A 25,442-nucleotide genomic window follows, 5' to 3' on the forward strand; every position below is an offset into this window, starting at 1 on the left:
TACCGAACATCAGGCGAGGAAGGGCTTGCAGCCGGTGCCGGCGCGGGCGGGGCAGCGGAGATGCCCGGCCTCGGCCGCCATCTGGCGTGGCGCTTCGCAGCCGAACGGCCGGGAAGCGGCCTGCGGCGCGGCCATCACCAGCAGGGTGGCGGCGATGCCGAGCAGGATCGAAAGCGGTTTTGACAGCGAGGAGCCGGGCCGGCGATACATTGTCAGTCTCCATCTGGACATGGGCGCGCACGCCCTTAGCCCGATGCTTCGCAAGCGGCGTGCCAGTTGCCTTTTTGCAGGCATGTGCGGGACAGAATCCGGGCCGTGACGGGTCTGGCACGGATATTGATTGCACGGTTCCGGACAGGCGCTGTACGGGAGCGAACGGATGACAGAGGGGCGGATGACACAGGAGAAGCCATTCGAGCTGTGCGTCGTCATCGATGATGATGACGACATATTGCTGGCCGCGCGCCTGTTGCTGCGCGCGATCTTTGGCGAGGTGCTGACCTTTCGCGACCCCGAATCCGCCTTTGCCGCGACCGCCGGCCTGACCCCCGAAGCGTTCCTGCTCGACGCCAATTTCTCGCGCGGGGCGACCAATGCGGCGGAGGGGTTCGAATGGCTGGGCCGTTTCCTGGCGCGCGATCCGCAGGCGGTGATCGTGATGATTACCGCCCATGCCGGCGTGCAGGTCGCGATCGAGGCGATGAAGCGCGGTGCGACCGATTTCGTGACCAAGCCCTGGTCGAACGAGCGGCTGCTGGCGACGGTGCGCACGGCCGCAGCGCTGCGCGCATCGCGCAAGGCGGTGGCGCAGAAGGACAAGGTGGCGATGATCGCGGCCGCGCCAGCGGGGGAGACGCCGCTGCTCGGCACATCACCGGCGATGGCGCGGGTGCAGCAACTGATCGACCGTGCCGCGCCGACCGACGCCAATGTGCTGATCATGGGCGAGAATGGCACGGGCAAGGAACTGGTCGCGCGCGAACTGCATCGCCGATCGCGCCGGGCCGATCGGATCATGCTGCCGGTCGACCTGGGCGCGGTGGCCGAAAGCGTGATCGATTCCGAATTGTTCGGGCATGTGAAGGGCGCCTTCACCGATGCGCGGGCCGACCGGATCGGGCGATTGCAGGCGGCCGATGGTGGCACATTGTTCCTGGACGAGATTGGCAATCTGCCGCTGCACCTGCAGCCCAAGCTGCTGACAGCGCTGGAGCAGCGCAAGGTGACGCCGGTGGGCGCCAACAAGCCGGTGCCGGTGGACATCAGGGTGATCGCCGCCACCAACCTGAGTGCCGGGCAGATCGCGGACGAGGGGCGGTTCCGCCAGGATCTGCTGTTTCGGCTCAATACGGTCGAGATAGTGCTGCCGCCGCTGCGCGAGCGGCGCGAGGATATTCCGGCGTTGATCGCCCATTATCACGCGCTCTATGCCCGCAAATATGCCCGGCCGGTGCATCCGATTGCGCCCGAGCTGATGGCGGCGCTGGTCGCCTATGACTGGCCGGGCAATGTCCGCGCGCTGCGCCATGCGATCGAGCGGGCGGTGATCCTGGCCGGGGACGCGCCCTTTGGCATCGAGGATATCCCGCTGCGCAGCCATGGCAGTCCGGAGCCGGTCCGGATCGACCGGGCGGCCGTGGTGGAGGCGCCGCCACCACCCGACGACATGAATCTGGAACGGGTCGAGCGGCGGCTGGTCGAGACCGCGCTGATGAAGCATGGCTATAATATCTCCAGCGCCGCCGCCGAACTGGGCCTGACCCGCGCCTCCCTCTATCGCCGCATGGAAAAACATGGGCTTTGATCGGCGCTTCTCGATCGGCCTGGCGCTGCGGCTCGTCATGGTCATGGCCTGCCTGGCGGCGCTCGCCTGGGCGCTGATGACGCCGGACCTGGGCGCTGTGCGTATCCTGTGCGCGATCGGCGCGGCGGTCAGCGCGATGGCGCTATGGCATCATGTGCGCCGCGCCAATTTCGAGCTGGCCCGCTTTGTCGAGGCGATCGAGTTTGGCGACCTGCAGGCGCGCTTTGCCCGGCCGGGATCGGACAGCGGCTTCGACCAGCTGGGCGCGGCGCTCGATCGCGGCATCCGCGAGCTGCGCGACGATCGGGTAAGGTTGCAGGAGGCTTCGCGCTTCTACGAGGCGCTGGCCGATGACGCGCCCGCCGCGCTGCTGACGATCGCGCCCGATGGCCGGATCGAACCGGTGAACAAGGCTGCGCGTAAGCTGTTCAACCGCCATGCCGGGGTGCGGCCGGACGATTATGCCCCCTATGGCGGCCATTTTGCCGCGACGCTGACGGCGCTGGAGCCCGGGCGCAGCCAGACCATGTTGATCGAGACCGATATCGGGCCGCAGCGCGTGCTGATCCGTTGCGCCAGCCTGACCCGGCTGGGCGGGGCGACGCGGGTGATTGCGGTGCAGGTGATCCAGCAGGCCCTGAATGCGGTCGAGGTGGCGGCGCAGAGCGACCTTATCCGCGTGCTGACGCATGAGATCATGAATTCGATGACGCCGGTGACCTCGCTCGCCCGCACCGCGTCGGACCTGATGGCGCAGGCGGACGATGGCGGTGATCCGCTGATCGCCGATGCCCGTGCCGCCGTCGATACGCTGGCCCGACGCGCCGACGGGGTGATGCATTTCGTCGAAACCTATCGCACCATCACGCGCCCGCCGCTGGTCGACCGCCGGCTGTTCGCGGCGCGGCCCTTTGCCGATGAACTGGCCAAGCTGTTTGCGGCCGATGCCGATCGCGCGAGCGTGCATCTGGATGTGCGGGTCAGCCCGGCGGACCATCGCATCGATGCCGATCCCGACCTGTTGGCGCAGGTTGTCATCAACCTACTGCGCAATGCGGCGGATGCGGCCGAATGCCATCGCGACCGGCCCGAAGTGTCGCTCAGCATCGCCGCGATCAGCGCCGGGCGCACCCGGATCGAGGTGGCGGACAACGGCCCCGGCGTGCCCGAGGCGCTGCGCCACGACATTTTCCTGCCCTTCTTTACCACCAAGAAGACCGGCAGCGGCATTGGCCTGAGCCTTGGCCGGCAGGTGCTGCTGGCGCATGACGGCACGATCGAGATCGACAGCGCGCCGTCGGGCGGCGCGCTGTTCCGGCTGACGCTGTAGCGCGGCGGCCGGCGCCGCTCAGGGGCAGGGATCGGGCAGGTCGCGATGGACCGCCTCGATCGCGGCGATGGCATCGGCGCTGAGCGTCAGGTTGACGCTGTCGATGTCGGTCCTGAGCTGGTCCAGCGAGGTCGCGCCGATGATCGTCGCAGTGACGAACCGGCGGCTGTTGACATAGGCGAGCGCGAGCTGTGCGGGATCAAGGCCATGGGCATGGGCGATCGCGACATAGCGGGCGGCGGCCGGCGCCTGGCCGGGCAGGTCGTAGCGGACGAACTGGCGCGCGACGTCGCGGCGGGTGCCGGGCGCGATCACGCCGCCCAGATATTTGCCGGTCAGATTGCCGCCGGCGAGCGGCGAATAGGCGAGCAGGCCGACATCTTCACGCAGGGCAAATTCGGACAGGCCGATTTCGAACACGCGGTTGAGCAGATTATAGGCGTTCTGGATCGACGCGATGCGGGGCAGGCCCTGGTCCCGCGCCAGGCGCAGATATTCGCTGACGCCCCAGGGGGTTTCGTTCGACACGCCGACATGGCGGATTTTGCCCGCCTTCACCAGATCGGCAAGGGCATCGAGCGTTTCCTCGATCGGCACGGTGTCGGGCCGGTCGGCCAGGGCGGACAGGCCGCGCACGCCGAAGGAGGGAACCGGCCGGTCGGGCCAGTGGACCTGGTAGAGATCGATATAGTCGGTCTGCAACCGGCGCAGGCTGTCGTCGATCGCCTGTTCGATGTTCCGGCGATCGAGCCGGTCCGCGGTGCGGATGCCGCGCGAGGGATCGCGCGCGGGGCCGGCCACCTTGGTCGCCAGGATGATGTCGTCGCGCTTCTTTCGTCCGGCGATCCAGCTGCCGATATAGGATTCGGTCAGGCCCTGGGTGTCGCGGCTGACCGGAGTGACCGGATACATTTCGGCGGTGTCGATGAAATTGACGCCCTGGCCGATCGCATAGTCGAGCTGGGCGTGCGCTTCGGCTTCGCTGTTCTGCGATCCCCAGGTCATGGTGCCAAGGCAGATCAGGCTGACCCAGAGGTCGGTGCGACCGAGCGTGCGATATTCCATATGTCATGGCCCTTTCGTGGCAAGCGACTGGTTTCTAGCCGTTTGTCGGGAAATGCAAAGCCATGGCGGGATCGGTTGAGAAACTATCATTGACAGCATCCGTCCGGCCGCAGACAGGAAACAGCTCGTCCATCGGTTAACCAAAGGCTCATCGGATCGCCCTAGGTTGCGACTCCTTCCCTGTTGGTGCGTTGATCGAGCATGTCTGACCTGTCTGATCTCATCCTGGACATGATTACCCGCTATGGCTGGTGGAGCGGGCCGATCATCGGCGTGCTGGCCTTTTTCGAATCGCTGGTGGTGATCGGGCTGTTCGTGCCGGCGATCGCGACCATGATCGCGGTCGGTGGGCTGATCGGGGCGGGGCTGGTCGATCCGGCGCCGGTGTTTGCCTGCGCCGTGTTCGGCGCGATCCTGGGCGACTGGGCATCCTATACGCTGGGGCGCTCGGTCGGGCCGGCCATCTATCGCCATCGCTGGCTGCGCGGGCATCGGCTGGCCTTTGCGCGGGCGCGGCTCTTCTTTCGCCGCTATGGCTTCATCTCGGTGCTGCTCGGCCGCTTCCTGGGACCGGTCCGTTCGACCGTGCCGGTGGTCGCGGGCGTGGTGAAAATGCCGCATGGCCCGTTCCAGATCGCCAATATCCTGTCCGCCCTGCTGTGGGTGCCGGCGCTGCTGCTGCCCGGCTATCTGGCCGGCGGCCGTCTGACCCATTTCGATTTCGAGGCCGAGCATTTCGCCATGATGGCGCTGGGCCTGTGCCTGGTGCCGCTGCTGCTGGGGTGGCTGGCGATCCGTTTCTTCAACAAGCCGCGCCAGCGGCATCGCACCATGTCCGCACAACGCGGCTGAAAGGTTGATGACAGGCTGCTTCGCTAATCGGCGGCGGCCCAATTCACACCCAATAGGCTGTTCGCTGCGGCGGTGATGTTCTTCACGTCGTTGCCTTGCGGGACGGCGAGAGGATTTATGAACGACATCTGGACTCACATAGTCGCCGATTTTTCCAATCTCGGCTCTCCATCCGCGCTGGCCGCCTTTGGCCAGGTGGTGCTGATCGACATCATGCTGGCGGCGGACAATGCGATCGTCGTCGGCGCGCTGGCGGCCGGCCTGCCGCCTGCGTCGCGGCGCAAGGTGATTGCAATCGGCGTGATCGCCGCGCTGGTGCTGCGCATCGCCTTTGCCCTGCTGGTGACGCAGCTGATGCAGCTTGTCGGCCTGGTCTTTGCCGGTGGCCTGCTGCTGGTCTGGGTCGGCTGGAAGATGTGGCGTGAACTGCGCGCGCATGGCGAACCGGAAGATGCCGAGCATATGGCAGGCAAGGCCGCGCCCAAGGGCTTTGCCCAGGCGGCCTGGGCGGTCGCTATCGCCGACGTCAGCATGAGCCTGGACAATGTGCTGGCGGTGGCCGGGGCGGCGCGGGAGCATCCCGGCATCCTGGTGATCGGCCTAGTCCTGTCGGTGGCGCTGATGGGCGTGGCGGCGAACCTGCTGGCCCGCGTGATCGAACGCTATCGCGCGATTGCCTATTTCGGCCTGATCGTGATCCTCTATGTCGCCGGCAAGATGATCTATGAAGGGGCGATCGACCCGACCACGGGCCTCATCACCTTGTTCTGAGAGCTGGTTTGGAAAATGCGCGGGAGCGCGCATTTTCGATGCGGCACCCGCCCGCGCCCCCACCCGACCTCCCATCAGGATACCATGTCTGGGCGGTCGGGTGGGGGTGCGGGCCGGTGCGGATACGCCAGAGGCGCATTTCTCAGAAAGCGCGGGGCCGATCAGTCGACCCCGTTCTTCCGCCCCATCCCGGCAAAGCCGAGCGGCGCGCCGATCAGCACCAGGATGACGCGGGTCAGATGGTGGATGACGACGACGCCCGGCTCCAGCGCCAGGCTGAGCGCGACCATGCTCATTTCGGCGAGGCCGCCTGGCGAATAAGCGAGCGTCAGCAGCACCGGATCGACCCCGGCAAGCGTGCCGATCCCCGCCGCCTAGGCAAAGGTGACGGCCAGCAGGATCGCCGTCGACCCCGCCGCCAGCGCTAATATGCGCAGCAATTCCTTCAATGTCAGGCCAACGAAGCGGCAGCCCATGGTGGCGCCAAGGCCGATCTGTGCCGCGGCCAGTGCCCAGCCGGGAATGCGGAAATCGGCGAGGCCGCTCATATGCACGGCAGCGCTGACCGCCAGCGGCCCGACCAGATGCCAGGCGGGCAGGCGCAGCAGCCGGCCGATCAGCAGGCCCAGGAGCGCGCAGCCCAGCCCCCAGAAGAGCAGCGACCAACTGGCGACATCGCCGGTCACCGGGGTGATGGCGCTGGCCGCGACCGGCGCATGGTCGAGCCGGATCAGGAAAGGGAGGATGAAGACGACGAGGAAGATGCGCGCGCCATGGATCAGGCCGATGGCGCGTTCGTCGGCGCCCCGCTCCGCGCCCATCACCACCATCTCGGCAATGCCGCCGGGCATGCCGGCGAAATAGGCGGTGGCCGGATCGAACTTCGCGACCTTGCGGAAATAGGTGACGCACAGCAGCGCGGCGGTGGCGAGGAAGAAGGGCAGAGCGGCAAGCGGGATGATCCAGTCGCGCGCCTGCGGCAACAGGTGCGGGCCAAAGCTGCTGCCCAGCACCACGCCGATCACCGCCGCCATCGGGCGGCGGGTGGCGGCGGAGGCCTGAATCGGCAAACCGGCGACGCTGGCGACCGCGCAGGCCGCCATCGATCCGAGCACCCAGGGCAGTGGCGCATGGATCGACCAGAAAAGCGCGCCGCCGGCCGCCCCGACGGCGAGCGCCGCCAGGAAGCGGAGGAGAGCGCCCAATCCCCTAGGCGACAAAGGGGAAGGCCATAGCGATCATGCCGACCAAAGTCATGACGATGCCGACGGCGGCGGCGGGCAGCAGGGTGAAGCGCTGATGATCGGCCAGGTCCACGCCCGCCAGGCTGACCAGCAGATAGGTGGAGGGGACCAGCGGGCTGAGCAGATGGACCGGCTGGCCCATCAGCGAGGCGCGGGCGATCGCCATCGGTTCGACGCCATAATGGGCCCCGGCTTCGGCCAGGATCGGGAGCATGCCGAAGTAGAAGGCGTCGTTGGAGAGGAAGAAGGTGAAGGGCATGGAGAGCAGGGCGGTGATCGGCGCCATATAGGGGCCAAGCGCTGGCGGGATGACGCCGACGACTTCCTTGCTCATCGCCTCCACCATGCCGGTGCCGCCAAGGATGCCGGTGAAGATGCCGGCGGCGAAGATGAGCGAGACGACCGCCAGCACATTGCCGGCATGGGCGGCGATCCGTTCCTTCTGCTGGGCGACGCCGGGATAGTTGACAATCATGGCGATGGCGAAGGCGATCATCATCAGCACCGAGAGCGGCAGCACGCCCCAGACCAGCAGCACCAGCAGCGCCACCACCAGCAGGCCGTTGAACCAGCGCAAATGCGGCCGGCGGGCTTCGGGATATTGCGATACGCCCAGGTCCGACGGGGCGGCGGACTGGTGAGCATGGACCTTGCCCAGGCGACGGCGTTCCTTGACGCCGAACCAGAAGGCGAGGCCGAGCAGGAAGGCGAGGCCGCCGATCATGCCGGGGATGAGCGGCAGGAACAGGGTGGCCGGGTCCAGCTTAAGCGCACTGGCGGCGCGGGCGGTTGGCCCGCCCCACGGGGTCAGGTTCATGATCCCGCTCGTCACCATCAGCAGGCAGACGAGATAGAGCCGGTTCATGTCGAACCGTTTGTAGAGGGGGAGCAGCGCGGCGATGGTGATGATGTAGGTGGTGGAACCGTCGCCGTCGAGGCTGACGACCGCGCAGAGCACGACGGTTCCGAGCAGGATGAGCAGCGGATCGCCATGCACCAGCTTCACCAGTCGACCGACCAGCGGGTCGAACAGGCCGGTGTCGGTCATGGTCGAGAAGAAGAGGATGGCGAACAGCAGCATGACGCCGGTCGGCGCCAGATTCTTGATGCCATCGATCATCATGTCGCCAAGGCCGGCAGCCTGGCCGGCGATGACGCCGAACAGCGAGGGGATGACGATCAGCGCGACCAGCGGAGTCATCTTTTTGGTCATGATCAGCGTCATGAAGGTGGCGACCATCAGGAAGCCGAGCAGGGCAAGGTTCATCGCTGCGTCCTTGAGGGGGCTGGAGGAAGGAGGATCAGAAGGTCACGCCGACACGGGCGCTGACGGTCTGGCCGTCATCGCTGCCCGTGTAGGTGCCGGCGCGATTGTTGGTGTGCCACTGGATGCCGTTGAGCTGGATCCGGGTGAAGCTGTTGAGATACCAGTTGACGCCCAGCGTCGCGGCCCAGCCGTCGCCGCCCAGCACCAGGTCGGTATAATCAAGATTTTCGTAGCGGGCGGTCAGCTCGATCGCGCCGAGGCCGCCGTCCAGCACGGGGTCGAGTACATTGGGCTGGCCGAAGCTGCCGAGGCGCGGGTTGTAGGGCGGCAGTTCGCCGGTCAGGAACAGGCCGCTCGACAGGCTCCACGCCTTGCTCTCGAAATCGGGGCGTCCGCCATCGAGCCGGGCGATGCGGCGACCGGCTTCGCCCATCACCCACAGGCCGCCGACATAGCCGCCCAGTTCCGCGCCATAGCCGGTGGTCGACTTGCCGCCGAGCAGTTCACCGGTCGATACCCGGACCGCGCCATTGAAGCGGCCGCCCATCACGGTGCTGCGGGTCAGGGTGGTGGCGGCCGAAGACAGCGCCTCGTCGAAGAACCAGCCGCCGACATGCAACAGCGAGCGATCGGTCTTGATCGGGTTCCAGTGCGCGCGCGCGCCGAAGGTGCGGCTGTCGTTGGTCGCCTGCTCGCCATCGACCCGGTCGCCGGTCACGCTGACCGATGCGTGCCAATTGGGGCCGAACATGCGGCCCATGATGCCGATGCCATAGAAGCCGCGCTGCGGAATGATCGCGGTCGATACTGCGCTGCGTTCCAGGAAGGGGGTGGAGTCGGAACCGGTGCTGCCTTCGAACGCACGGTCGTTGAACAGGTGGCCGGCGCGCACGTCGAAATCGACCTTGCTGCTGATTTTGGAGCGATAGCCCAGGAAGGCGGTGACGATATCGACTTCATTTTCGGAAAAGTCGGTTTCGAACTGGTAGAAGAAATGCGGGCCGACGCCGCCTTCCAGGCCCAGGCGCAAGGCGCGCATGCCGGTGGTGGTCGTGTTGCGACCGCCATATTTGGAGCCGCCGGTTGAGCTGACATCGACCAGGATGCGGCCGCGCGGCTTGTAGGTGAAGACGCCGTCGGCCGAGCGGAAGACGGGCAGGCCGGCACCCCATTCGGTGGTGACGCCGGACGGGTTGGCGGCGACAGCGCGGGCCTGTGCCACGTCGATATCGGCCGGGCCGGGCGGCACGATCTGCGGCGCGAAGGGGGTAACGACCAGCGGCGGGGTCGCGTCCTGCTGTGCCATTTGCGGCGCGGGTTGTTGGGGGGCGGGGGGCGTTGCGGCCTGGGCAGCGGCCTGTTGCCCCTCGATCTTGTCGAGCCGGGCCTTGAGCGAGGCGATCTCGGCGGCCTGGGCCTTTACCAGGGCGGCCAGTTCGTCGGCGCTGGGCGTCTGGGCGAGGGCGGGGGTGGCGACGATCAGCGCCAGCGCGGCGCAACCGCCGCGCAACATCATATGGGACATGCTTATCGGGCTCCGGAAATAAGGGCCGCCTGCCATTCGCGCAGGAAGCGCTGGCGCGTGAGGCGGTCGAGATTGACGAGAAGCTGCGGGCCGACGCGGATCGAGCGGGCCTGGGCAGCGGGCAGGTGGCGGCCGTTGATGTCGGTCCGCACCGGCCAGAGGCTATGTTGCGCGAGCAGCGATTGCCCTTCGCGCGAGAGGAGGAAGTCGAGGAACAGCTTGGCCGCGGCGGGATGTCGCGCCTCGCGCGCGATGAAGGCGATGCGCGACATCACGATGGTATAATCTTCGGGAAAGACGACGCCGATGCGCGGGTCGCGGCGGGCGCGTTCCTGCGCGTAGGAGCCGATCACATTATAGGCGATCGAGAATTTGCCCTCGGCCACGCCGCGCAGCATCGGTTCGGTGGTGATGTGCAGTTGCGGCCGGGTCGCCGCCATCGCCTCGACCAGCGAGCCGGTGTCGCGGGTGATGGCATAATCCTGTGTCAGATAGAGATAGCCGGTGTTCGATCGGGCGGGATCGAAGGTCGCGACCTTGCCGGTCAGCGCCTTGCGATCCTTGCGCAGCATCGCCTCCAGCGCGGCATGGCTGCGCGGCGGATTGGCAATCGCCTTCTTGTTGTAGACATAGGCGATCGGCTCTGCGGTGACGCCAAAGCCCATATTCTTCCACACCGCATTGGCGGGCAGAGCGGGCTTTTCCGGGCTGGCATAGGCCTGGGCAAAGCCGTCGTTGATGAGCTTGACCTGCTGGTCCATCGCCGACGACCAGACCAGGTCGGCCGACATCCGGCCGTTGCGCGCCTCGGTCGAGAAGCGGCGGAACATCTCGTTCGATCCGAGGTCGGAATAGCTGACGGTGACGCCGGGATAGCGGCGCTGGAACGCCAGGATGACCGGTGCCATTTCCGACGTGTCGGCATTGGCATAGACGATGACCTGCCGTTCGGCACGGGCATCGCCGATCAGATCGTCATAGGAACGCGGATAGCCGGTCGGCCTTTGCGCTACCGCTGTCGCGCTGGTGACGGACAGGCTTGCCAGCGCCGCCACTATCTGAATAACCCTTCGCATCGACCCTGCTCCTCACATGTTCCGTTCTTCTGCCGGATTAGGAGGGTCAGTTACGAAGCCAAGCTGTCATCAACCTTTCAGCATCGGGTGCCCTATTCGGATTTTGATGATCGAGGATGACGCCGCACTGGCGCGCAGCATTGCAGCCCTGCTGCGGGCGGGGGGGCATGCGGTGGACCATGTCGCGACCGGCGAGGATGCGCTGGCAGTGGTGGGCGGAGAACCCTATGCGTTGGTGATACTGGACGTGGGCCTGCCCGATATCGACGGCTTCACCGTGTTGGCGGAATTGCGCCGGCGCGGCGAGAAAGTGCCGGTGCTGATGCTGACCGCGCGCGATGCGCTGGACGACCGGGTGCGGGGGCTGGACCTGGGCGCCGACGATTATCTGCGCAAGCCCTTCGAGCCGCAGGAACTGGAGGCGCGGGTGCGGGCGCTGGGGCGGCGGCGGGGCGGCGATCCGACCCCGGAAATCACGGTCGGGCCGCTGACCATCAATCGATCGACCGGTGCCGCCGATGTCGCCGGACGGGCGCTGGACCTGCGCCGGCGCGAACTGGCGGTGCTCGAGTCGCTGGCGACCAGGGCCGGGCAGGTGGTGCCGCGCGAATTGCTGATCGGCGAGGTGTTCGGCTTTGACGAGCCGGTCGGCAGCAATGCGATCGAGGTGCATGTGACCCGGCTGCGCGGCAAGCTGGCGCCCGACGGGCCGGGCATCCGCACGGTGCGCGGCGTGGGCTATATGCTCGATGCCCAATGAGGGACGGCCATCGGGCGAGGGGCGGGCCATTGCCCTGCGCACCCGCCTGCTGGCGGCAATGCTGGGGCCGATGCTGGGCGCGGCGGCGATCATCGGCGTGGGCGGCGCGACGCTGATTTCCGACGTGGTCCGCCGGACCAACGACCGGGTGCTGGGCGGCGCCCTAGGCGCGATCGCCGAAACCGTGCAGGTGGAACGGGGCGAGGTGACGCTGGACCTGCCGCCGGCCGCCTTCGGCATGCTGGAGAATAGCGAGCGGGACAATGTCTATTACCGGATCGCGGTGGGCGGCACTTTGCTGACCGGCTATGCCGATCTGCCCGCGCCCGACCCGCAGACCATGCCGGTCGACCAGCCGCGGTTCCGCTTTGCCCGGTATCGCGGGCAGGACATCCGCATCGGCGAGGTGAAGCGCAGCCTGCCGCGGATCGCCGACCCGGTGATCGTGCAGGTGGCCGAGACGCTGGATAACCGGCGGGCGCTGATGCACCGGCTGATGATCGCGCTGCTGATCGGCGAACTGACGCTGGTGGGGGTGGCGATCCTGCTGCTGCGACCGGCGCTGGGCTGGAGCCTGCGGCCGTTGCTGCGGCTGCGGCGCGCGGTCGAGGCGCGAGATGGTGATGCGCGGCCGGATTTCTCGGCGCTGGATGCGGGGCCGCTGCCGAGCGAATTGCGGCCATTGGCGCGGGCGTTCAACCGGCTGCTGCGTCAGCTGGATCAGGCCACGGGGGGCGTGCGCCGCTTTACCGCCGATGCCTCGCACCAGATGCGCACGCCGATTTCGGTGCTGAAGGTGCAGATAGAACTGGCGCGCCGGGGATCGCGCGAGGCGTTCGACGAGATTGCCGATGCGGCGCAGCGGCTGGAGCGGCTGGTAACGCAGTTGCTGGCGCTAGCGCGGGCCGAGGAGGCGGGGGCATCGCCGCCGCTGGAGACGGTGGACCTGAAGGAAGTGAGCGCGGTGGTGGTCAACCGGCTGATCAACCAGGCGATCCAGGCGCAGGTCGAACTCAATCTGGAGGCATCGGACGCGGAAAGCTATCGCGTCGAGGCGCATCGCACGTTGGTGTTCGAGATATTGGCCAATCTGGTCGACAATGGCATCCGCTATAACCGACCCGGCGGTACGGTGACGATCGCGCTGGCGCAGGGCGAGGACGCGACCCTGATGACGGTCAGCGACGACGGTCCCGGCATTGCGGTGGAGCATCGCGACAAGGTGTTCGAGCGCTTCTTCCGCGTGGGCGGCGCGAGCGCGCCGGAGGGGACGGGGCTGGGCCTTGCCATCGTCCAGTCTGCCGCGTCGCGCATGGGCGCGCAGGTGGGGATTGTCGAGGGTGGCGCGGGCACGCATATCCGCGTGCGCTTTCCGCGACGGGGGGAGGATGGCGGGGTTTAGCGCTTCTGCCCACTTGTGCGCCGGCGGCCGCTTCGTGGCGCACCCACCCCCGGCCCCTCCCTGGAAGGGAGGGGAGCAAAGGCGCGCATGATCAGCGCGGCAGGTCGGGATAGCTGTGCGCGATCGGCCCCAGCGCGTCGGCCAATGGGGCCAGCCAGGGTTCGAAGCGCCGCCAATGATCGACGCCGCCGGTATAGATGGGCTGGCGCACCTGTTCGGAACTGGCTGTGCGCACCGCCCGGTCGGTCTGCCAGAAGGACAGGCAGGCCGCCTCGAAATCGAGGCCGAGATAGGCGAGCAGCCGGTCGACCTCACCCGGCGTGTCGGCGACCATCTGTTCGTAGATGACGCGATGGACCCGGCCCGGCGCGGCCGCGTCATAGGCGGCCATCAGCGCGACATAGTCGCGATAATAAAGGCCGATGTCGGTGAGGTCATAGGTGAAGGCCTGGCCGCGCGCAAAATGCTGTTTCCAGCCGGAAAAGCAGCAGCCCATCGGATGACGGCGCGCGTCGATGATGCTGGCATTGGGCAGGATCAGCTTGATGAGGCCGACATGCTGCCAGTTGTTGGGCATCTTGTCGATGAAGCGCGGCTTGCCGCTCTGTCGGTGGACGCGGGTCTGCTCGACATATTCCTCGCCCAGCCGCCGGCGGTCGGCCGGGCCAAGCGACGCTGCCATGGCCGCAAAATCGGCAAATTCGCCTTCATCCACCCGCGATTGCAGGCGGCTGGCGATCATCATCATCTCGGGCAGTTCCATCGTGCCTTCGACCTGGCTGTGGCTGGCGAGGATCTGTTCGACCAATGTCGATCCCGCGCGCGGCAGGCCGACGATGAAGATCGGGTCGGGCGCGGGGCAGCCGCCATCGCCCATGGCGGCGATGAAGGGCGCGCTGAAGGTCGTGGCGGTGGCTGCGACTTCGGCGGAAAATTCGCCGGCATCATGGCGGATCATCGCGCGGCGCAGCCGGTTGCCGGCGTCATAATGGCGGAAGGCGGCTTCGTCCGCCTTGCGATCCTCATGCGCCTTGCCGAGCGAGAAATGGAGGTGGAAGACATCCTCGCCCTCCGTCTGGCCATCGCGGGCCAGCGTTTCGAGCGCGCGCTCCATCGTGGCGATGTCGGCGGCGTCCAGCGTCACGGTCTTGAGGTTGGCGAGGCTCCACCAGGCTTCGCCCATGGTCGGGCGATGATGCACGGCCTGGCGATAGGCATGGACCGCGTCGGCCTGTCGCCCCAGCGTCTTGAGCGCATGACCCAGATTCTGCCAGACCTGTGGCTGGTCGGGACGATCGGCCAGCAGGCTTTCATAAATGGAGCGTGCCGCGTCCTGATCGCCCAGCCGCACCAGCACCGATGCGCGGATGAGGTCATAGCCCGGATTATGGATCGGCGAGTGGGCGAGGGTTTCGGCATGGGCGAGCGCTTCGCTCAGGCGGTTATTCTGCAGCAGCAGGCGGATCAGAAAGTCGCGGGCGAGGTCGAAGCCGGGCGCCAGCGCGACGGCGCGCTCGACATGAGCGAGGGCGGCATTCATGTCGCCGCGTCGCCATTGCACCTCACCCATGAGGCGGATGCCGGCGGGATCGTCGGGTAGGCGATCGGCGCGCGCCGCCAGCAGCGCTGCCGCATCGTCCAGCCGCCCCTCGTTCATCGCCATTGCTGCTGCCAGCAGGTCGCGATCGCGCGAGGCGGCATGAACGCCGGACAGGTCGGCGCGCCAGGCATCTCTGTCCCGCCCACTCGCGCGGAGCAGTCCGGCCAGCAGGAACCAGCCGCCGGGGACGCCCGGTTGCTGGCGGGTCAGACTTTCGAGCGCGCCGATCGCCTGGCGCTGGTCGCCGGCTTCCCGCGCCGCCTGCGCCAATTCCCACAATATCGCCGGGACGCTGGGATGCTGGCGGGCGAGGGGGGCGAGCCGGGCCAGTGCGGCCTTGGGCTTGCCGAGGCGACGCAATGCCTGGCCGATCAGCAGTTCGGCGGGGGGCAGGCGCCCGGCCCGGCGCAGGATCGCTTCGGCCTGCGCCAATGCCGCATCGGGGCGGGCGTCGAGCAGGGCGGCAGCGCCTGCCAGCGCCGTCTGGATGCTGTCGGTTGCCGGTACGGCGGACGCGTTCCCCATAGCCCCTCATATTTGTGCGACTGCTCAAAATCTTATGTCGGCTGCAGGCGGGCGTCGAGTCAGCTTGTCGTAAAAGTTTCAAAAAGTCGCCGAACAGCCGCTTGACAGGGCGTGTCCGATCGGCAGTATCGAATTTAGGACAGTTGTTCTGATTGCTGCAAAAGCGAACTGTCCGGGGATTATGGAACAGATAAACAGCGTGGCCAGCGTCTGGCGGCGATCCTGAAAGAGTCTCTCTTTCGGGCGGGGCATCCTTCGCTCTGTCGGCCGCCGGTGCGCGAGGCCACGCGAACGCGTCAGGGAAGGAGACCCGGAGCACCGGGCGAATTTCGCAGGAGAGGACGAGTCGCAACGCGTATCAGGGGGTATTCGTATGGCCATTCGTCTCCGCTCGCGAAGAGTGCGCACGTTCTGCGCGCTTGGCACGAGCACGTTCCTCACACCGATGATCCTGTCCGCGCCGGCACTGGCGCAGGCCCCGGCGGCGGATGCCGCCGCAGCCGATGCGGCCGCCGCCGAGGCCGAACAGGGGTTGGGCGAGATCGTCGTCACCGCGACGCGCAGCGCGCAGAGCATCCAGAAGGTGCCGATTTCGATGCAGGCGCTGGGCGCGGAGAAATTGCAGGAACGACAGGTGAAGGGCCTGAGCGATTTCGCCGCCCTGCTGCCGTCGGTCTCGTTCGAGGGCATTGGCCCCGGTCGCAACACCGCCTTCTTCCGCGGCATCGTGCCCGCCGGCGGCGCCTATGCCTCGGTCGGCTATTATCTCGACGACATGCCGATCACCGGCACCGAAGTGCCCGATATCCATGCCTATGACCTGGAGCGGGTCGAGGCGCTGTCCGGGCCGCAGGGCACGCTCTATGGCGCAGGCTCGCTGGCCGGCACCATCCGCCTCATCACCAACAAGCCCAAGCTCGACAAGTTCGAGTTCGGCTATGACGTGGAAGCCAATAAATATGGCAAGGGCGATTTCGGCGGCCAGCTGGAATCCTACATCAACGTGCCGCTGGCGCCGACGCTGGCGGTGCGCGCCATGGGCTATTATCGCCGCGACGGCGGCTATATCGATAACACGCCGAACAATGGCACGTTCAACGATGGCAGTTCGTCGACCCTGACGCTGGGCGACAACAACCCCAACACATCCTACACGCTCGACAACAGCGACATCGCCAAGGATGATTACAACACCATCCGCGAATTTGGCGGCCGCTTCCAGCTGCTGTGGCAGCCGACCGAGGGCTGGGACATCACGCCCGAGATCACGGCCCAGAAGCAGGTGGCACGCGGCTATTTCGGCTATGATCCGCGGGTCGGCGACCTGGAAGTCCATGACTATGACCAGACCAAGAATGACGATCGCTGGTATCAGGCGGCGCTGTCGATCCACGGCCATATCGGCGACTGGGACATCGTCTCGGCCACCGGCTATTTCAAGCGCCGCACCCGCACGCTGAACGACTATACCTATTACACGGTCACCTATGACGGCTTCGGGCCGGGCTATGAAAGCTATCTGCAATTCTTCGACAATTGCACCGGCTCCGGCGCCAGCCAGCAGTGCCAGATGATCAACCCGACCCAATATTATCATGCCGACACGCACCGCAACAAATTCACCCAGGAATTGCGGATCTCGACGCCCAAGGACTGGCCGTTCGACGTGACAGTCGGCGGCTTCTACCAGCGGCAGAAGAATGAGCTGAACACCAGCTATGCGATCCGCGGGCTCGACACGATCACCGGCTATACCGCGACCGGCGGCGGCGATGTGGCGGGCGGGCTGATCGGCGTGCCGGCCATGTATGGCATCGCCTATGACGAGGATGGCAATCCCTATTTCGATACCAGCGACGTCATCAACGCCAACGGCAATCCGCTCGGCACGATGATCCTCGGCACCCAGGCGGTGAAGGGCGACGCCTTCTATTATGTCGAGCAGGACCAGCTCTATCATGACAAGGCGATCTTTGCCGAAGGCCATTACAACATCACGCCGACGCTGAAGCTGACCGGCGGCATTCGCTATTTCTGGACCGACTATAAGGTTCGGGGCTTTGCCGGCGTGGCCGGATCGGCCGCAGGCGTGGGCTGTACCACGCCGCTGCCCGATGACGAGCGGCTGACCTGCGTCAACACCAACCCCAATGCGGCGGACGGCACCGGCCGCTACAAGGAGGATGGCGAGACCCACAAGGTCGCGCTCGACTGGCAGTTCCAGCCCGACAAGATGGTCTATTTCAACTATTCGACCGGATTCCGCCCCGGCGGGTTCAACCGGCCGCTGCGCATCCGCAGCCTGGGCAAGATCGTCAATGTCGCGCCGTTCAAGTCGGAAACGCTGACCAATTTCGAAGTCGGCGTGAAGACCACCTGGAACAATATCTTCCGCTTCAACGCCGCCGTCTATTATGAGAAGTGGAACAATATCCAATATGGCGTGGTCGTGTCGGGCGCACAGGGCGCAGGCATGACCGGCAATGCCGGCAAGGCCGAGGTCAAGGGCGTCGAATATGATGCCGACCTGCGGCTGGGCAAGGTGACGATCTCCACCTCCGGCGCGTTCAACGATGCCAAGCTGAAGGGCGATTTCTGCAACTTCGCGCTCAATACCGCGACCGAGTCCATCGCGCAGCTGAGCAGCTGTACGCTGGGCGAATTTGTCGAAGGATCGAGCCCGCCGACGCCGCAGGTCGCGGCCGCCAACGGCACCCGCCTGCCGCGCCAGCCGCGCTTCAAGGGGACGACATCGATCCGCTATGACACCGACCTGGGCGACTATGCCGCCTATATCCAGGGCGCGGCGCTCTACCAGACCGGCGCGACGCAGGATCTGAACGTCGAGAGCAACGAGCTGCTGGGCAATACCAAGGGCTTTGTCAGCTTCGATTTTTCGGGCGGGATCAAGAAGGATAATTGGAGCGTCACCCTGTTCCTGCAGAACGCCTTCGACAAGCGTGGGCAGCTGACGCGCAACACCTTCTGCTCGATCGACTTCTGCGCCAACAGCTCGCGCACCTTCACGATCAAGCCGCAATTCTTCGGCATAAGGTTCGGCCAAAAATTCTAAACAGGTCGCCGAACAGTATGGCCATGCCCCGCACGATATGCGCGCGGGGCATGGCCATTTTCATCGGGGTGGCGGGCATGTTGCTCGCCATGCCGGTGGCGCCGCGCGCGCAGGAGGATCATTCCGGCCTGACCCGCGCAGCCTATCGCGCCCGATGCCTGATGTGCCACAGCCGCGCCGCGCCGGAGGGGGTTTCACCGGAGATATTGGCAGGGCTGCATCCTGAGCCGAGCTTGAAGCCGGCGGTCGCGATGCCGGGCGTCAGTTGCTGGCGGCGCTGCACCAATTGCTGGCCGGTGGAGCGGCAGGAAGGCCGGAAATAAAGGGGAGGGGCGATGTTCTGGATCGTCTGGAAGCGGCCATTCCTTGCCACTCGTCATTGGAATCTGCATCCCTGAAACTGGTCATTGACGCTAATGGCAAATCGAGGATCAAAAGGCTCGATTTGGTGGAAGCAGTCGCCGGTTCCTGCGCACAGCGGGCATCAGGAGTGCTGTGGAAGCGAAGCCAACCACAGTATTACAGAGAGAATGAAGACAATCTGCATGGCTTGGATATAGGGCGCCACGCGCTTGCCGCGCGTCCACCAGATCACGATGGGTATGCTTACAAGTGCAATGGTTTGAATCCATCCGGTTGCGCCGTATGTTGCTGCGCCATCCCTTTCTTCGGCCAGCGAGCGTATGGTAAAAATAAGAGCCAAAGCAGCAAAAAGAAGCGCCGTGATTTGCGCTGCCCAATATCTCAACTTGCTGCATAAAACTGCCATCGGGGGAGATTGAAGCTGAACCGTAATGACCGCAAGTGGGCGATTGTTGCCGAACGATCTTTTCCGCACATCGTCCGCTATCGCCGGTCATCACTCCAAAAGCTGCCTGTCCGCTTCCCACCCCTAATAGACCCTACCGCGCCTCCGAGGGAAACATCTGCCGCAGGGACGCGGGCGCGTGGCATTTGCGGATCGCGGTTTCGACATGGCGGGCGCGTTCGGCGGTCAGCGAGGCGGCGGACAAGGCGAAGCGTCGTTCATGGGCGACTTCCTCGGCGGTGAAGGGCGTGCTGCCCTGCGGCACGCTGTCGCCGCCCAGGCCGAAGACGACGAAGTTCATCATGTCGGCCAGTTGCTGATTATCCTTGATCCGGCTGAGCGCGACATTGGGCAGGCGGATGAGATAGGCGCGGGTCTCGGGGGTGCAGAGGAACCAGCCGACCCGGCCGCGCAGTTCGGGCAGGGCCGCAGGCGCGGCGCTGCCCTGCACCCCGTGGCAGCCGCCGCAATTTTCGACATAGTCGGACCGAGCGAGATCGGGATCGGTGATCGCGCTGGGCAACATCCCCATCGGCGGCAGCGCGGCGCGGCCGATGCCGACCGCGCCGAGCAGCGCCAGCGATCCGATCAGCAGCGCATGCCGCATGCCCTGCCGGCCTCAGCTGGCCGCGCCGACCAGCACGGCGGTCGAACAATGATATTCCATGCTGCTGGTGCCGAAGCACCAGATCACATCATTGTTGAGCTGGGGCATATAGAGCTGGGTCTCGCGGTCGGTATTGTCGCAGCCGCACTGGCCGCAGGCCGGCTTGCCGCAGCAATCGCGATAGGCGATCAGATAGGCCTTGCCGTCGTCCGGGTTGATGCAGGTGCCGACCCAGGAGACGGGCGAGGGTTCCGCGCCCGCTGGGCAACTGTGGATGCCGCCGCCGCAGCAAGTGCAGAGCGCGCCGTCGATCGCGCAATAGCGCCAATAGTCGCACTTGGTCTCGTCCTTGCTCTGCGCGGTGCGGGCAAAGGCGGTCTTGGCCTCGGGCGAGCGATCGGGCTTGGCCGCTTCGGCGCGGCTGACCGGCAGCAGCGGGAAGGCAGGCGCAGCGACCAGGGCGGCGCCCAGGCGCGAGAGCATCGAGCGGCGGGATGTCCCCCCGGCGAGGCGGCGTAGCAGCTTTTCCCCTATGGCGTCGGCGTCGAACTTCTTCATGTCACGGACCCCCTTTAACTTGCGATCAGGCCGCCTGGGCTTTCAGCGAGCCGATATAATCCTGCACCGTGGCGATCCCCATTTCATGGGCGACGACCAGGCTTTCGAGATGCTCGCGGCTGTTGACCAGTCCCTTGGACAGGATGGTGCCCTCGGCATCGAGCAGCACGGCGAAGGGCAGCTTGGCGACGCCATAGGCCTGGCCCGCCTCCGGTCCGTTGACGAAGGCATGGGCCTCCAGCCCGTGCTGGGCGATCATCGCGCGCTGGGCGGCGACATCATCGTCGCCCACGAAGGTCAGCGCGACCCGCTCGTCCCGCGCGAAGGATTTGGCCATCGGGATGATATTCTTGCACAGCGGGCATTGGGCCGAGACGAACATCAAGAGGCGCAGCGCCGTGCCATGGGCATGGCCGCCGATCGTGACAGGCGCGCCGTCGATGGTGCGGGCGTCGATCTTGACGATGGCGTCGCCCACCGCCGGGCCGCCGCTGGTGGCGAGCGCGCCGGCGGGCGCGACGCGGATATGGAGTACGCCGACCTGCCGCGCGACCGCCAGCAGGGCGATGCCGAGCGCGAAAATGGCGACCCAGGACAGGATCTGCGCGATGATGAGCGAGGTCAGCATAGGTCTTCTATCTCCGGTAGGCGGCGGCGGGCGTGGCGATCAGCGCCAGGATGGCGCCGAGCAGATGGAAGGCGAGGAACAGGGCGATGCCGCCAGCGGCCGCGGTGGCGATGTCCAGTGCAGACAGTGGCGGGGTAGGCAGCAGGCGCGGCGCGACCAGCGCGATCAGCAGCAGGTTGCGGATCACCAGCGGCCAGCCGATCGGATGGCGTAACTGTGAACGTCCACAGCCACAGTCGATATGGCTGCGCCCGCGCGCGATGTTGATCGCCATCGCCCCCGCAAAGAGGCTAAGCAGCAGCATGGCAAGCAGCACCGGCTCCGGGGCAAGGCCGGCGATCAGCGTGGCGCCGATGGCGATCTCCGCCAGCGGCAGCAGGATCGTGGCGGGCGCGACCAGCGCCGGCGGCAGCAGCCGGTAATTGGCGATCACGCCGGGCAGCAGGATGCGGTGGCGCAGCTTCGACAGGCCGGCCTGCAACAGGATGAGGCCGATCCCGATGGCAGCCGCCAGCGCGGCGATCGCCAGACCCAGCGTCATGGTCAGGACGGGTCCGCGACCGTGATGGTGCTGCCGCCGGCCTTCTCGATCTTGTGCTTTTCCTCCCAGGTGGCGAGGTCGATGACGAGGGCGGTGCCCTTCTCGCCGTCCATGATGAGCAGCGGCTTGTCCGACTGGGTGACCTCGATATTGTTCATCGGCTCTTCCAGCGGGCGGCGCTTCACCACCTTCTGCGTGGCGAGATCGACTTCCCACACTTCCGTGCCAGACGCCTTGTGCGACCAATATTCGCCCATGTGCATCAGCACGAACAAATGGCCGGTCGCGCGGTGCAGCGCCATCGGCTGGCGGCCGCCGGGATACCAGTTCAGTTCCAGCGGCTTGGTTTCGCCTGGGCGGATGCCGGCGGCGGCCTGGATCGAGAAGGGGGCGGAGATGGTCGGCGCCGGGCCAAGCTTCGCGGTCCAGATCTGGCCGGTGTAGCTGAGGAACGTCGTTTCCTTCTTCTTCCGGTCATAGGTGAAATTGTCGAAGATCGGATCGTCGGTGGCCGAGAAGAAGGGCGTGCTATGGGTGATGTCGGCCTTGCTGCCGGTCAGTTTCACGGTGGCGAGCGACCCGTCGGCGCACAGCGCGGAAAAGCCGACGCCCGGATTGGGCATCATGCTGGCGCAGCCGGGCACTTCGACATTGGCGACGAACTTGCGCTTCACCAGGTCGACGATGTTCACCGAGGAGGCGGGGCTGAGATTATAGACGAAGCCGGTCTTGCCATCGTCGCTGATGATGAAGTTGTTCTTGCGCGATCCGATCAGGATCCGGTCGGGAATGGTGATTTCGGTGATCAGCTTCAGTTCGCGCGTGTCATAGACCGACACCATGTCCTGCCGCGTGCCGCGATCGCCCTTCGACCAGATGGTTTCGGCGACGTAATAATATTTGCCGGCCGGATCGATCGCCATGTCGGCGAGGCGCCGGGTTTCGACCATGCCCACCATCTTGCCGCTGTCGCCGTCGAAGATGCTGGTGCCCGGCATGTCCCATCCGCCGTCGACGAAGAACCAGTTGGGCTTGGGCGGCTCCATCGTCACGACATCGGACGTTTCCGGTTCCAGCGCGGCCGTGGTGTCGGCGGGCGCGGCATGGGCGGTGATGGCTGCGCACAGGGCGAAACCTATGGCGGCGGTGGTGAAAAATCCCCTGACGACGGCGCTCGACATCTGGCGTGATCCCCCTTGATCGGTGCGGCGGCGCTGGACTCATCTGGTCCGCGTTTCGCTGCTGGAATGAAGGCTGGACAAGTGTCAAGGATTGGTCAAGAGGGTGGAGGGGCTTCCTGCAAAATATTTTTGCGCCGCAGCAAAACTAAGCGATAATCTCGTTCACGCCCTCGATCCGGGGCAGGCGCAGCCTGTCGGGTGCAGCAGCGATCAGCAGCGCGAAACAGCCGCCGGTGAGGGCGACCAGCGCGCCATCGACCAGCCCCTGTCGCCCGAGGGCGTCGGACAGCAGCGATCCCGCCACCGGCCCGGCGATCATGCCCAGGCTGTGGACGCAGGCGACGAAGCGGCGGAACAGCGGACTGCCGCCGCCCGCTGCCGTGGCAAGGCCGGAAAAGCGGATGATGGTGGCGGTCGACCCGATATTGAGCAGGCCGATCGCCAGGATGAACAGGGTCGGCGCGCCGGGGCGAGTGAGGGCGAGCGGGGCGAGCAGGCAGACGGCGGACAGCAGGCCGGTCAGCGGCAGCGGCACGATGCTCTGTTCGCGCATCAGCGCGATCGCGGTCAGCGCGCCGATCACCGATCCGATCGCCACTGCCTCGCCGATCACGCTGTCGTCGATGCCGGCGGCCAGTGCCAGTGCGCCGGAAAAGCTCCAGATCATCATGGTGGCGGCGATGAAGCAGAACAGCGCGACGGCGAGTGCCCATGCGCGGGCCGGGGTGGGCGCGCGTTCATCGGCGTCGCTGGTCAGCGTTTGTGCCGGATCGGCGGCTGGCATCATCAGGCTGAGCAGCAGCACGCCGATTGGCGCGAGCGCCAGCAGGCGCAGCGCAGCGGCCGGCCCGGCGCTGGCGCCGATCGCCGGCAGCGCCAGCGCGACCAGGGTGGACAGCAGCAACTGGACCAGGAAGACGGCGGCATAGGCGCCGGTCGGACGTTGCGAGGCGGCCGCGCTCATCGCATGGGTGTAGGCGACGCCCATGCCGACGCCGAACAGACCGCGCGCGGCGATCAGCGTTGCCAGCTCGTCGAGCGCCGGCGTTATCAGGCTGGCGGCCAACGCGATCAGTGCGGCGAAGGCCGGCGCGCCAGTCGGCAGATGCGCCCCGCCGCGCCAGACCAGGATCGCGCCGATCGCCATGCCGCCCTGGGTTGCGCCGACGATCCAGCCATGGTCGGACGGATCAAGCCCGGTGGCGGCGGTCAGCAGGGTGAGGAAGACGGGGTCGATGCCGGGTTGCAGCAGCGCGAGCGCGGCGGCCGCGATGCAGGCGATGGTCCGGTCCGGCGCCCATCCGGGCAATATACGGCTTTGCGTCATGATGGCCCCACAGCATGAACAGGCGCCGGTGGCGCCCCTACCGTTCAGACCATCTCTCCCCCTCGGGGCGGCGTCAGGCCGCTTCTGTCATCAGCCCTGCAAGATCGCGCGAAGTCACCGTCTTGGCAAGATGCACGAACGACATTGCCGCCAGGGCGGTAAAGACCGGCATCTTGGCCGCCCAGGGCTTCTGATGCCCCAGGAACGGCGTCGATCCTTCCATCGACGCGCTGATGAACAGGGCGACGCTATGCACCTCGTCCGGGGACAGGGCGGGATTGATCTGCGCGACATATTCGCCGATCACCTCATGCACCTTGCTGTAGAACAGCCGCACCCGGTCGGCGACGAACTCGCTCTGGTTGGCGAGCGCCCAGAGCTCGGTGAACAAATGGGTGGTGCGCTTGGTCTGGATATCCTCCAAGCACAGGATGATGACCAGCTTGAGCCGTTCCTCGGCGGTGAGGCCGGGCTTGCGGACCATCTCCTCCAGCAGCTTGTCATAGGATTCCAGCATCTCGTCCAGCATCACCTGGATCAGCATTTCCTTGCGCGGGAAATGATAGCTGACATTGCCGACCTTCATGTCGCAGCGCGCGGCGATGCGGCGCAGGGTGAAGGCATCGGCACCCTCGTCGATCAGCACGTCCAGCGCCGCCTTGAGGATCTGGTCCACCGTTTCGGACCCGCGGGCATAGATGCCGGGCCGTGAGGGAGCGAGTATCATATCACATCTGCCTTGGCGGCCCTCCTACCACGGCGCGGCCCGGCTCGCCACCCTTTGCGCATCGCTCGCAACGGCGGGCTTGACGAATATTTGAAGACTGTCCAGTATTCACTCATCCACATAATCTTGGGAAGAGGCGTGAAATCCGGTGCGGCACCCTGGCGGGGGCGGCTTCCGGGGCAAACGTCCATATGTGCGGGGACATTTCAGGCGATGATTCAGGGTATCAAGCGCGTCACATTCTCTCTGCTGGCGGTCGGGGCGATCGCGTTGCCTGGGGCGGTACAGGCGACCGGTCCGCAGACCTTCGCCAACCGCTGCTCCATGTGCCATCAGCCCTCGGGCGCGGGCCTGCCGGGCCAGTTTCCGCGCCTCAATGGCCGGGTGGCGCAGATCGCGACCAGTCCGGAAGGGCGGCGCTATCTCGCCATGGTGCTGCTCTATGGCATTTACGGCCCGATCACCGTGGACGACAGGAAGATCACCGGCCTGATGCCCGGCATGGGCACCATGTCCGACCAGGATATTGCCGACGTGCTGAACCACGCCGTGTCGCTGAAGAAGGCGGCCAAGCCCGCCGCGCCCTTCACCGCGGCGGAGGTCGCCAAGGTGCGCGCCGGCGGCAAGCAGACCGCGGCGCAGGTCGCGGCCGAGCGCGGCCGGCTGGCGGGCAAGGGGCTGATCCCGTCCTGATCGGGCGGACATCCTATAACTCTATGCTATGGGATAGTCGGTCTTGAGCGGTTAAACGGTGGTGCCGGGCTGTGGGAT

Annotated in this window: 23 protein-coding genes and 1 pseudogene; 9 read left to right on the forward strand and 15 right to left on the reverse strand. The window is 66.2% G+C overall.

What is annotated here, in order from left to right:
• Window positions 1-9 precede the first annotated feature (9 nt).
• Complete coding sequence (locus N6H05_RS09310; protein ID WP_004208062.1) at window positions 10-210, reverse strand: hypothetical protein; 201 nt, start codon at window positions 208-210, stop codon at window positions 10-12.
• A 184-nt stretch (window positions 211-394) separates the two neighbouring features.
• On the opposite strand from N6H05_RS09310, the gene N6H05_RS09315 reads away from it, so the two are divergent.
• Window positions 395-1,804 (forward strand): sigma-54-dependent transcriptional regulator, encoded by a 1,410-nt coding sequence (locus tag N6H05_RS09315; RefSeq protein ID WP_284113601.1) that lies wholly within the window; start codon window positions 395-397, stop codon window positions 1,802-1,804.
• A complete protein-coding gene (locus N6H05_RS09320) occupies window positions 1,794-3,134 on the forward strand; it encodes a sensor histidine kinase (protein ID WP_284113602.1) in 1,341 nt (446 codons plus the stop codon). Before N6H05_RS09315 ends, N6H05_RS09320 begins: the two co-directional genes overlap by 11 nt.
• Window positions 3,135-3,152: 18 nt before the next feature.
• Here N6H05_RS09320 and N6H05_RS09325 read toward each other — a convergent pair whose 3' ends face one another.
• Window positions 3,153-4,199 carry an NADP(H)-dependent aldo-keto reductase gene (locus N6H05_RS09325; protein WP_284113606.1) on the reverse strand — a complete coding sequence of 349 codons (1,047 nt, stop codon included), beginning with the start codon at window positions 4,197-4,199 and terminating at the stop codon, window positions 3,153-3,155.
• Window positions 4,200-4,400: 201 nt separating this feature from the next.
• On the opposite strand from N6H05_RS09325, the gene N6H05_RS09330 reads away from it, so the two are divergent.
• Window positions 4,401-5,051, forward strand: coding sequence for a DedA family protein (locus tag N6H05_RS09330; protein WP_284113607.1), 651 nt, complete (start codon window positions 4,401-4,403; stop codon window positions 5,049-5,051).
• 117 nt (window positions 5,052-5,168) lie between these two features.
• The gene (locus tag N6H05_RS09335; RefSeq protein ID WP_284113609.1) at window positions 5,169-5,822 is read left to right on the forward strand and encodes a TerC family protein; all 654 of its coding nucleotides are present in this window, start codon (window positions 5,169-5,171) and stop codon (window positions 5,820-5,822) included.
• A 161-nt stretch (window positions 5,823-5,983) separates the two neighbouring features.
• Here the strand turns inward: N6H05_RS09335 and N6H05_RS09340 are convergent.
• From N6H05_RS09340 to N6H05_RS09355, 4 genes and pseudogenes are all read right to left on the reverse strand, one after another.
• A pseudogene (locus N6H05_RS09340) lies at window positions 5,984-7,027 on the reverse strand (AbrB family transcriptional regulator).
• Window positions 7,028-7,031: 4 nt separating this feature from the next.
• The gene (locus tag N6H05_RS09345) at window positions 7,032-8,333 is read right to left on the reverse strand and encodes a CitMHS family transporter (RefSeq protein WP_284113610.1); all 1,302 of its coding nucleotides are present in this window, start codon (window positions 8,331-8,333) and stop codon (window positions 7,032-7,034) included.
• A gap of 34 nt (window positions 8,334-8,367) precedes the next feature.
• Window positions 8,368-9,858 carry an OprO/OprP family phosphate-selective porin gene (locus tag N6H05_RS09350; RefSeq protein ID WP_284113611.1) on the reverse strand — a complete coding sequence of 497 codons (1,491 nt, stop codon included), beginning with the start codon at window positions 9,856-9,858 and terminating at the stop codon, window positions 8,368-8,370.
• A 2-nt stretch (window positions 9,859-9,860) separates the two neighbouring features.
• Window positions 9,861-10,934, reverse strand: coding sequence for an ABC transporter substrate-binding protein (locus N6H05_RS09355; RefSeq protein ID WP_284113612.1), 1,074 nt, complete (start codon window positions 10,932-10,934; stop codon window positions 9,861-9,863).
• 106 nt (window positions 10,935-11,040) lie between these two features.
• On the opposite strand from N6H05_RS09355, the gene N6H05_RS09360 reads away from it, so the two are divergent.
• Together N6H05_RS09360 and N6H05_RS09365 are read left to right on the forward strand one after the other, a co-directional pair.
• On the forward strand, window positions 11,041-11,694 hold the full coding sequence (locus tag N6H05_RS09360; RefSeq protein WP_004208051.1) for a response regulator: 654 nt from the start codon (window positions 11,041-11,043) through the stop codon (window positions 11,692-11,694).
• Window positions 11,684-13,096 (forward strand): sensor histidine kinase, encoded by a 1,413-nt coding sequence (locus tag N6H05_RS09365; protein ID WP_284113613.1) that lies wholly within the window; start codon window positions 11,684-11,686, stop codon window positions 13,094-13,096. The genes N6H05_RS09360 and N6H05_RS09365 overlap by 11 nt, the downstream gene beginning before the upstream one ends.
• A 91-nt stretch (window positions 13,097-13,187) precedes the next feature.
• Here the strand turns inward: N6H05_RS09365 and N6H05_RS09370 are convergent, their stop codons facing one another.
• The gene (locus N6H05_RS09370) at window positions 13,188-15,221 is read right to left on the reverse strand and encodes a tetratricopeptide repeat-containing sulfotransferase family protein (RefSeq protein WP_284113615.1); all 2,034 of its coding nucleotides are present in this window, start codon (window positions 15,219-15,221) and stop codon (window positions 13,188-13,190) included.
• Window positions 15,222-15,666: 445 nt separating this feature from the next.
• On the opposite strand from N6H05_RS09370, the gene N6H05_RS09375 reads away from it, so the two are divergent.
• Both N6H05_RS09375 and N6H05_RS09380 read left to right on the forward strand, forming a co-directional pair.
• Entirely contained in the window at window positions 15,667-18,294 is a 2,628-nt protein-coding gene (locus tag N6H05_RS09375) for a TonB-dependent receptor (RefSeq protein WP_284114201.1), read from the forward strand.
• Between the two features lie 50 nt (window positions 18,295-18,344).
• On the forward strand, window positions 18,345-18,617 hold the full coding sequence (locus tag N6H05_RS09380) for a hypothetical protein (RefSeq protein ID WP_284113616.1): 273 nt from the start codon (window positions 18,345-18,347) through the stop codon (window positions 18,615-18,617).
• A 161-nt stretch (window positions 18,618-18,778) separates the two neighbouring features.
• Here N6H05_RS09380 and N6H05_RS09385 read toward each other — a convergent pair whose 3' ends face one another.
• The 8 genes from N6H05_RS09385 to N6H05_RS09420 form a co-directional block, all read right to left on the reverse strand.
• A complete protein-coding gene (locus tag N6H05_RS09385; protein WP_284113617.1) occupies window positions 18,779-19,132 on the reverse strand; it encodes a hypothetical protein in 354 nt (117 codons plus the stop codon).
• Window positions 19,133-19,196: 64 nt separating this feature from the next.
• Window positions 19,197-19,709, reverse strand: coding sequence for a c-type cytochrome (locus N6H05_RS09390; RefSeq protein ID WP_284113618.1), 513 nt, complete (start codon window positions 19,707-19,709; stop codon window positions 19,197-19,199).
• A 12-nt stretch (window positions 19,710-19,721) separates the two neighbouring features.
• Entirely contained in the window at window positions 19,722-20,267 is a 546-nt protein-coding gene (locus tag N6H05_RS09395) for a methylamine dehydrogenase light chain (RefSeq protein WP_284113619.1), read from the reverse strand.
• 25 nt (window positions 20,268-20,292) lie between these two features.
• Window positions 20,293-20,895 (reverse strand): thioredoxin domain-containing protein, encoded by a 603-nt coding sequence (locus N6H05_RS09400; RefSeq protein ID WP_284113620.1) that lies wholly within the window; start codon window positions 20,893-20,895, stop codon window positions 20,293-20,295.
• Window positions 20,896-20,902: 7 nt separating this feature from the next.
• Window positions 20,903-21,436 carry a MauE/DoxX family redox-associated membrane protein gene (locus tag N6H05_RS09405; protein WP_284113621.1) on the reverse strand — a complete coding sequence of 178 codons (534 nt, stop codon included), beginning with the start codon at window positions 21,434-21,436 and terminating at the stop codon, window positions 20,903-20,905.
• Window positions 21,437-21,438: 2 nt separating this feature from the next.
• Window positions 21,439-22,617, reverse strand: a complete 1,179-nt coding sequence (locus N6H05_RS09410; protein WP_284113622.1) for an amine dehydrogenase large subunit — start codon at window positions 22,615-22,617, stop codon at window positions 21,439-21,441.
• Window positions 22,618-22,762: 145 nt separating this feature from the next.
• Window positions 22,763-23,944 (reverse strand): MFS transporter, encoded by a 1,182-nt coding sequence (locus N6H05_RS09415; protein WP_284113623.1) that lies wholly within the window; start codon window positions 23,942-23,944, stop codon window positions 22,763-22,765.
• A gap of 73 nt (window positions 23,945-24,017) precedes the next feature.
• Entirely contained in the window at window positions 24,018-24,671 is a 654-nt protein-coding gene (locus N6H05_RS09420; protein ID WP_004208329.1) for a TetR/AcrR family transcriptional regulator, read from the reverse strand.
• Window positions 24,672-24,884: 213 nt separating this feature from the next.
• On the opposite strand from N6H05_RS09420, the gene N6H05_RS09425 reads away from it, so the two are divergent.
• Entirely contained in the window at window positions 24,885-25,364 is a 480-nt protein-coding gene (locus tag N6H05_RS09425) for a c-type cytochrome (RefSeq protein WP_284113625.1), read from the forward strand.
• Window positions 25,365-25,442 lie beyond the last annotated feature (78 nt).

It is taken from the genome of Sphingobium sp. WTD-1 (assembly GCF_030128825.1).
Classification (GTDB): Bacteria; Pseudomonadota; Alphaproteobacteria; order Sphingomonadales; family Sphingomonadaceae; genus Sphingobium.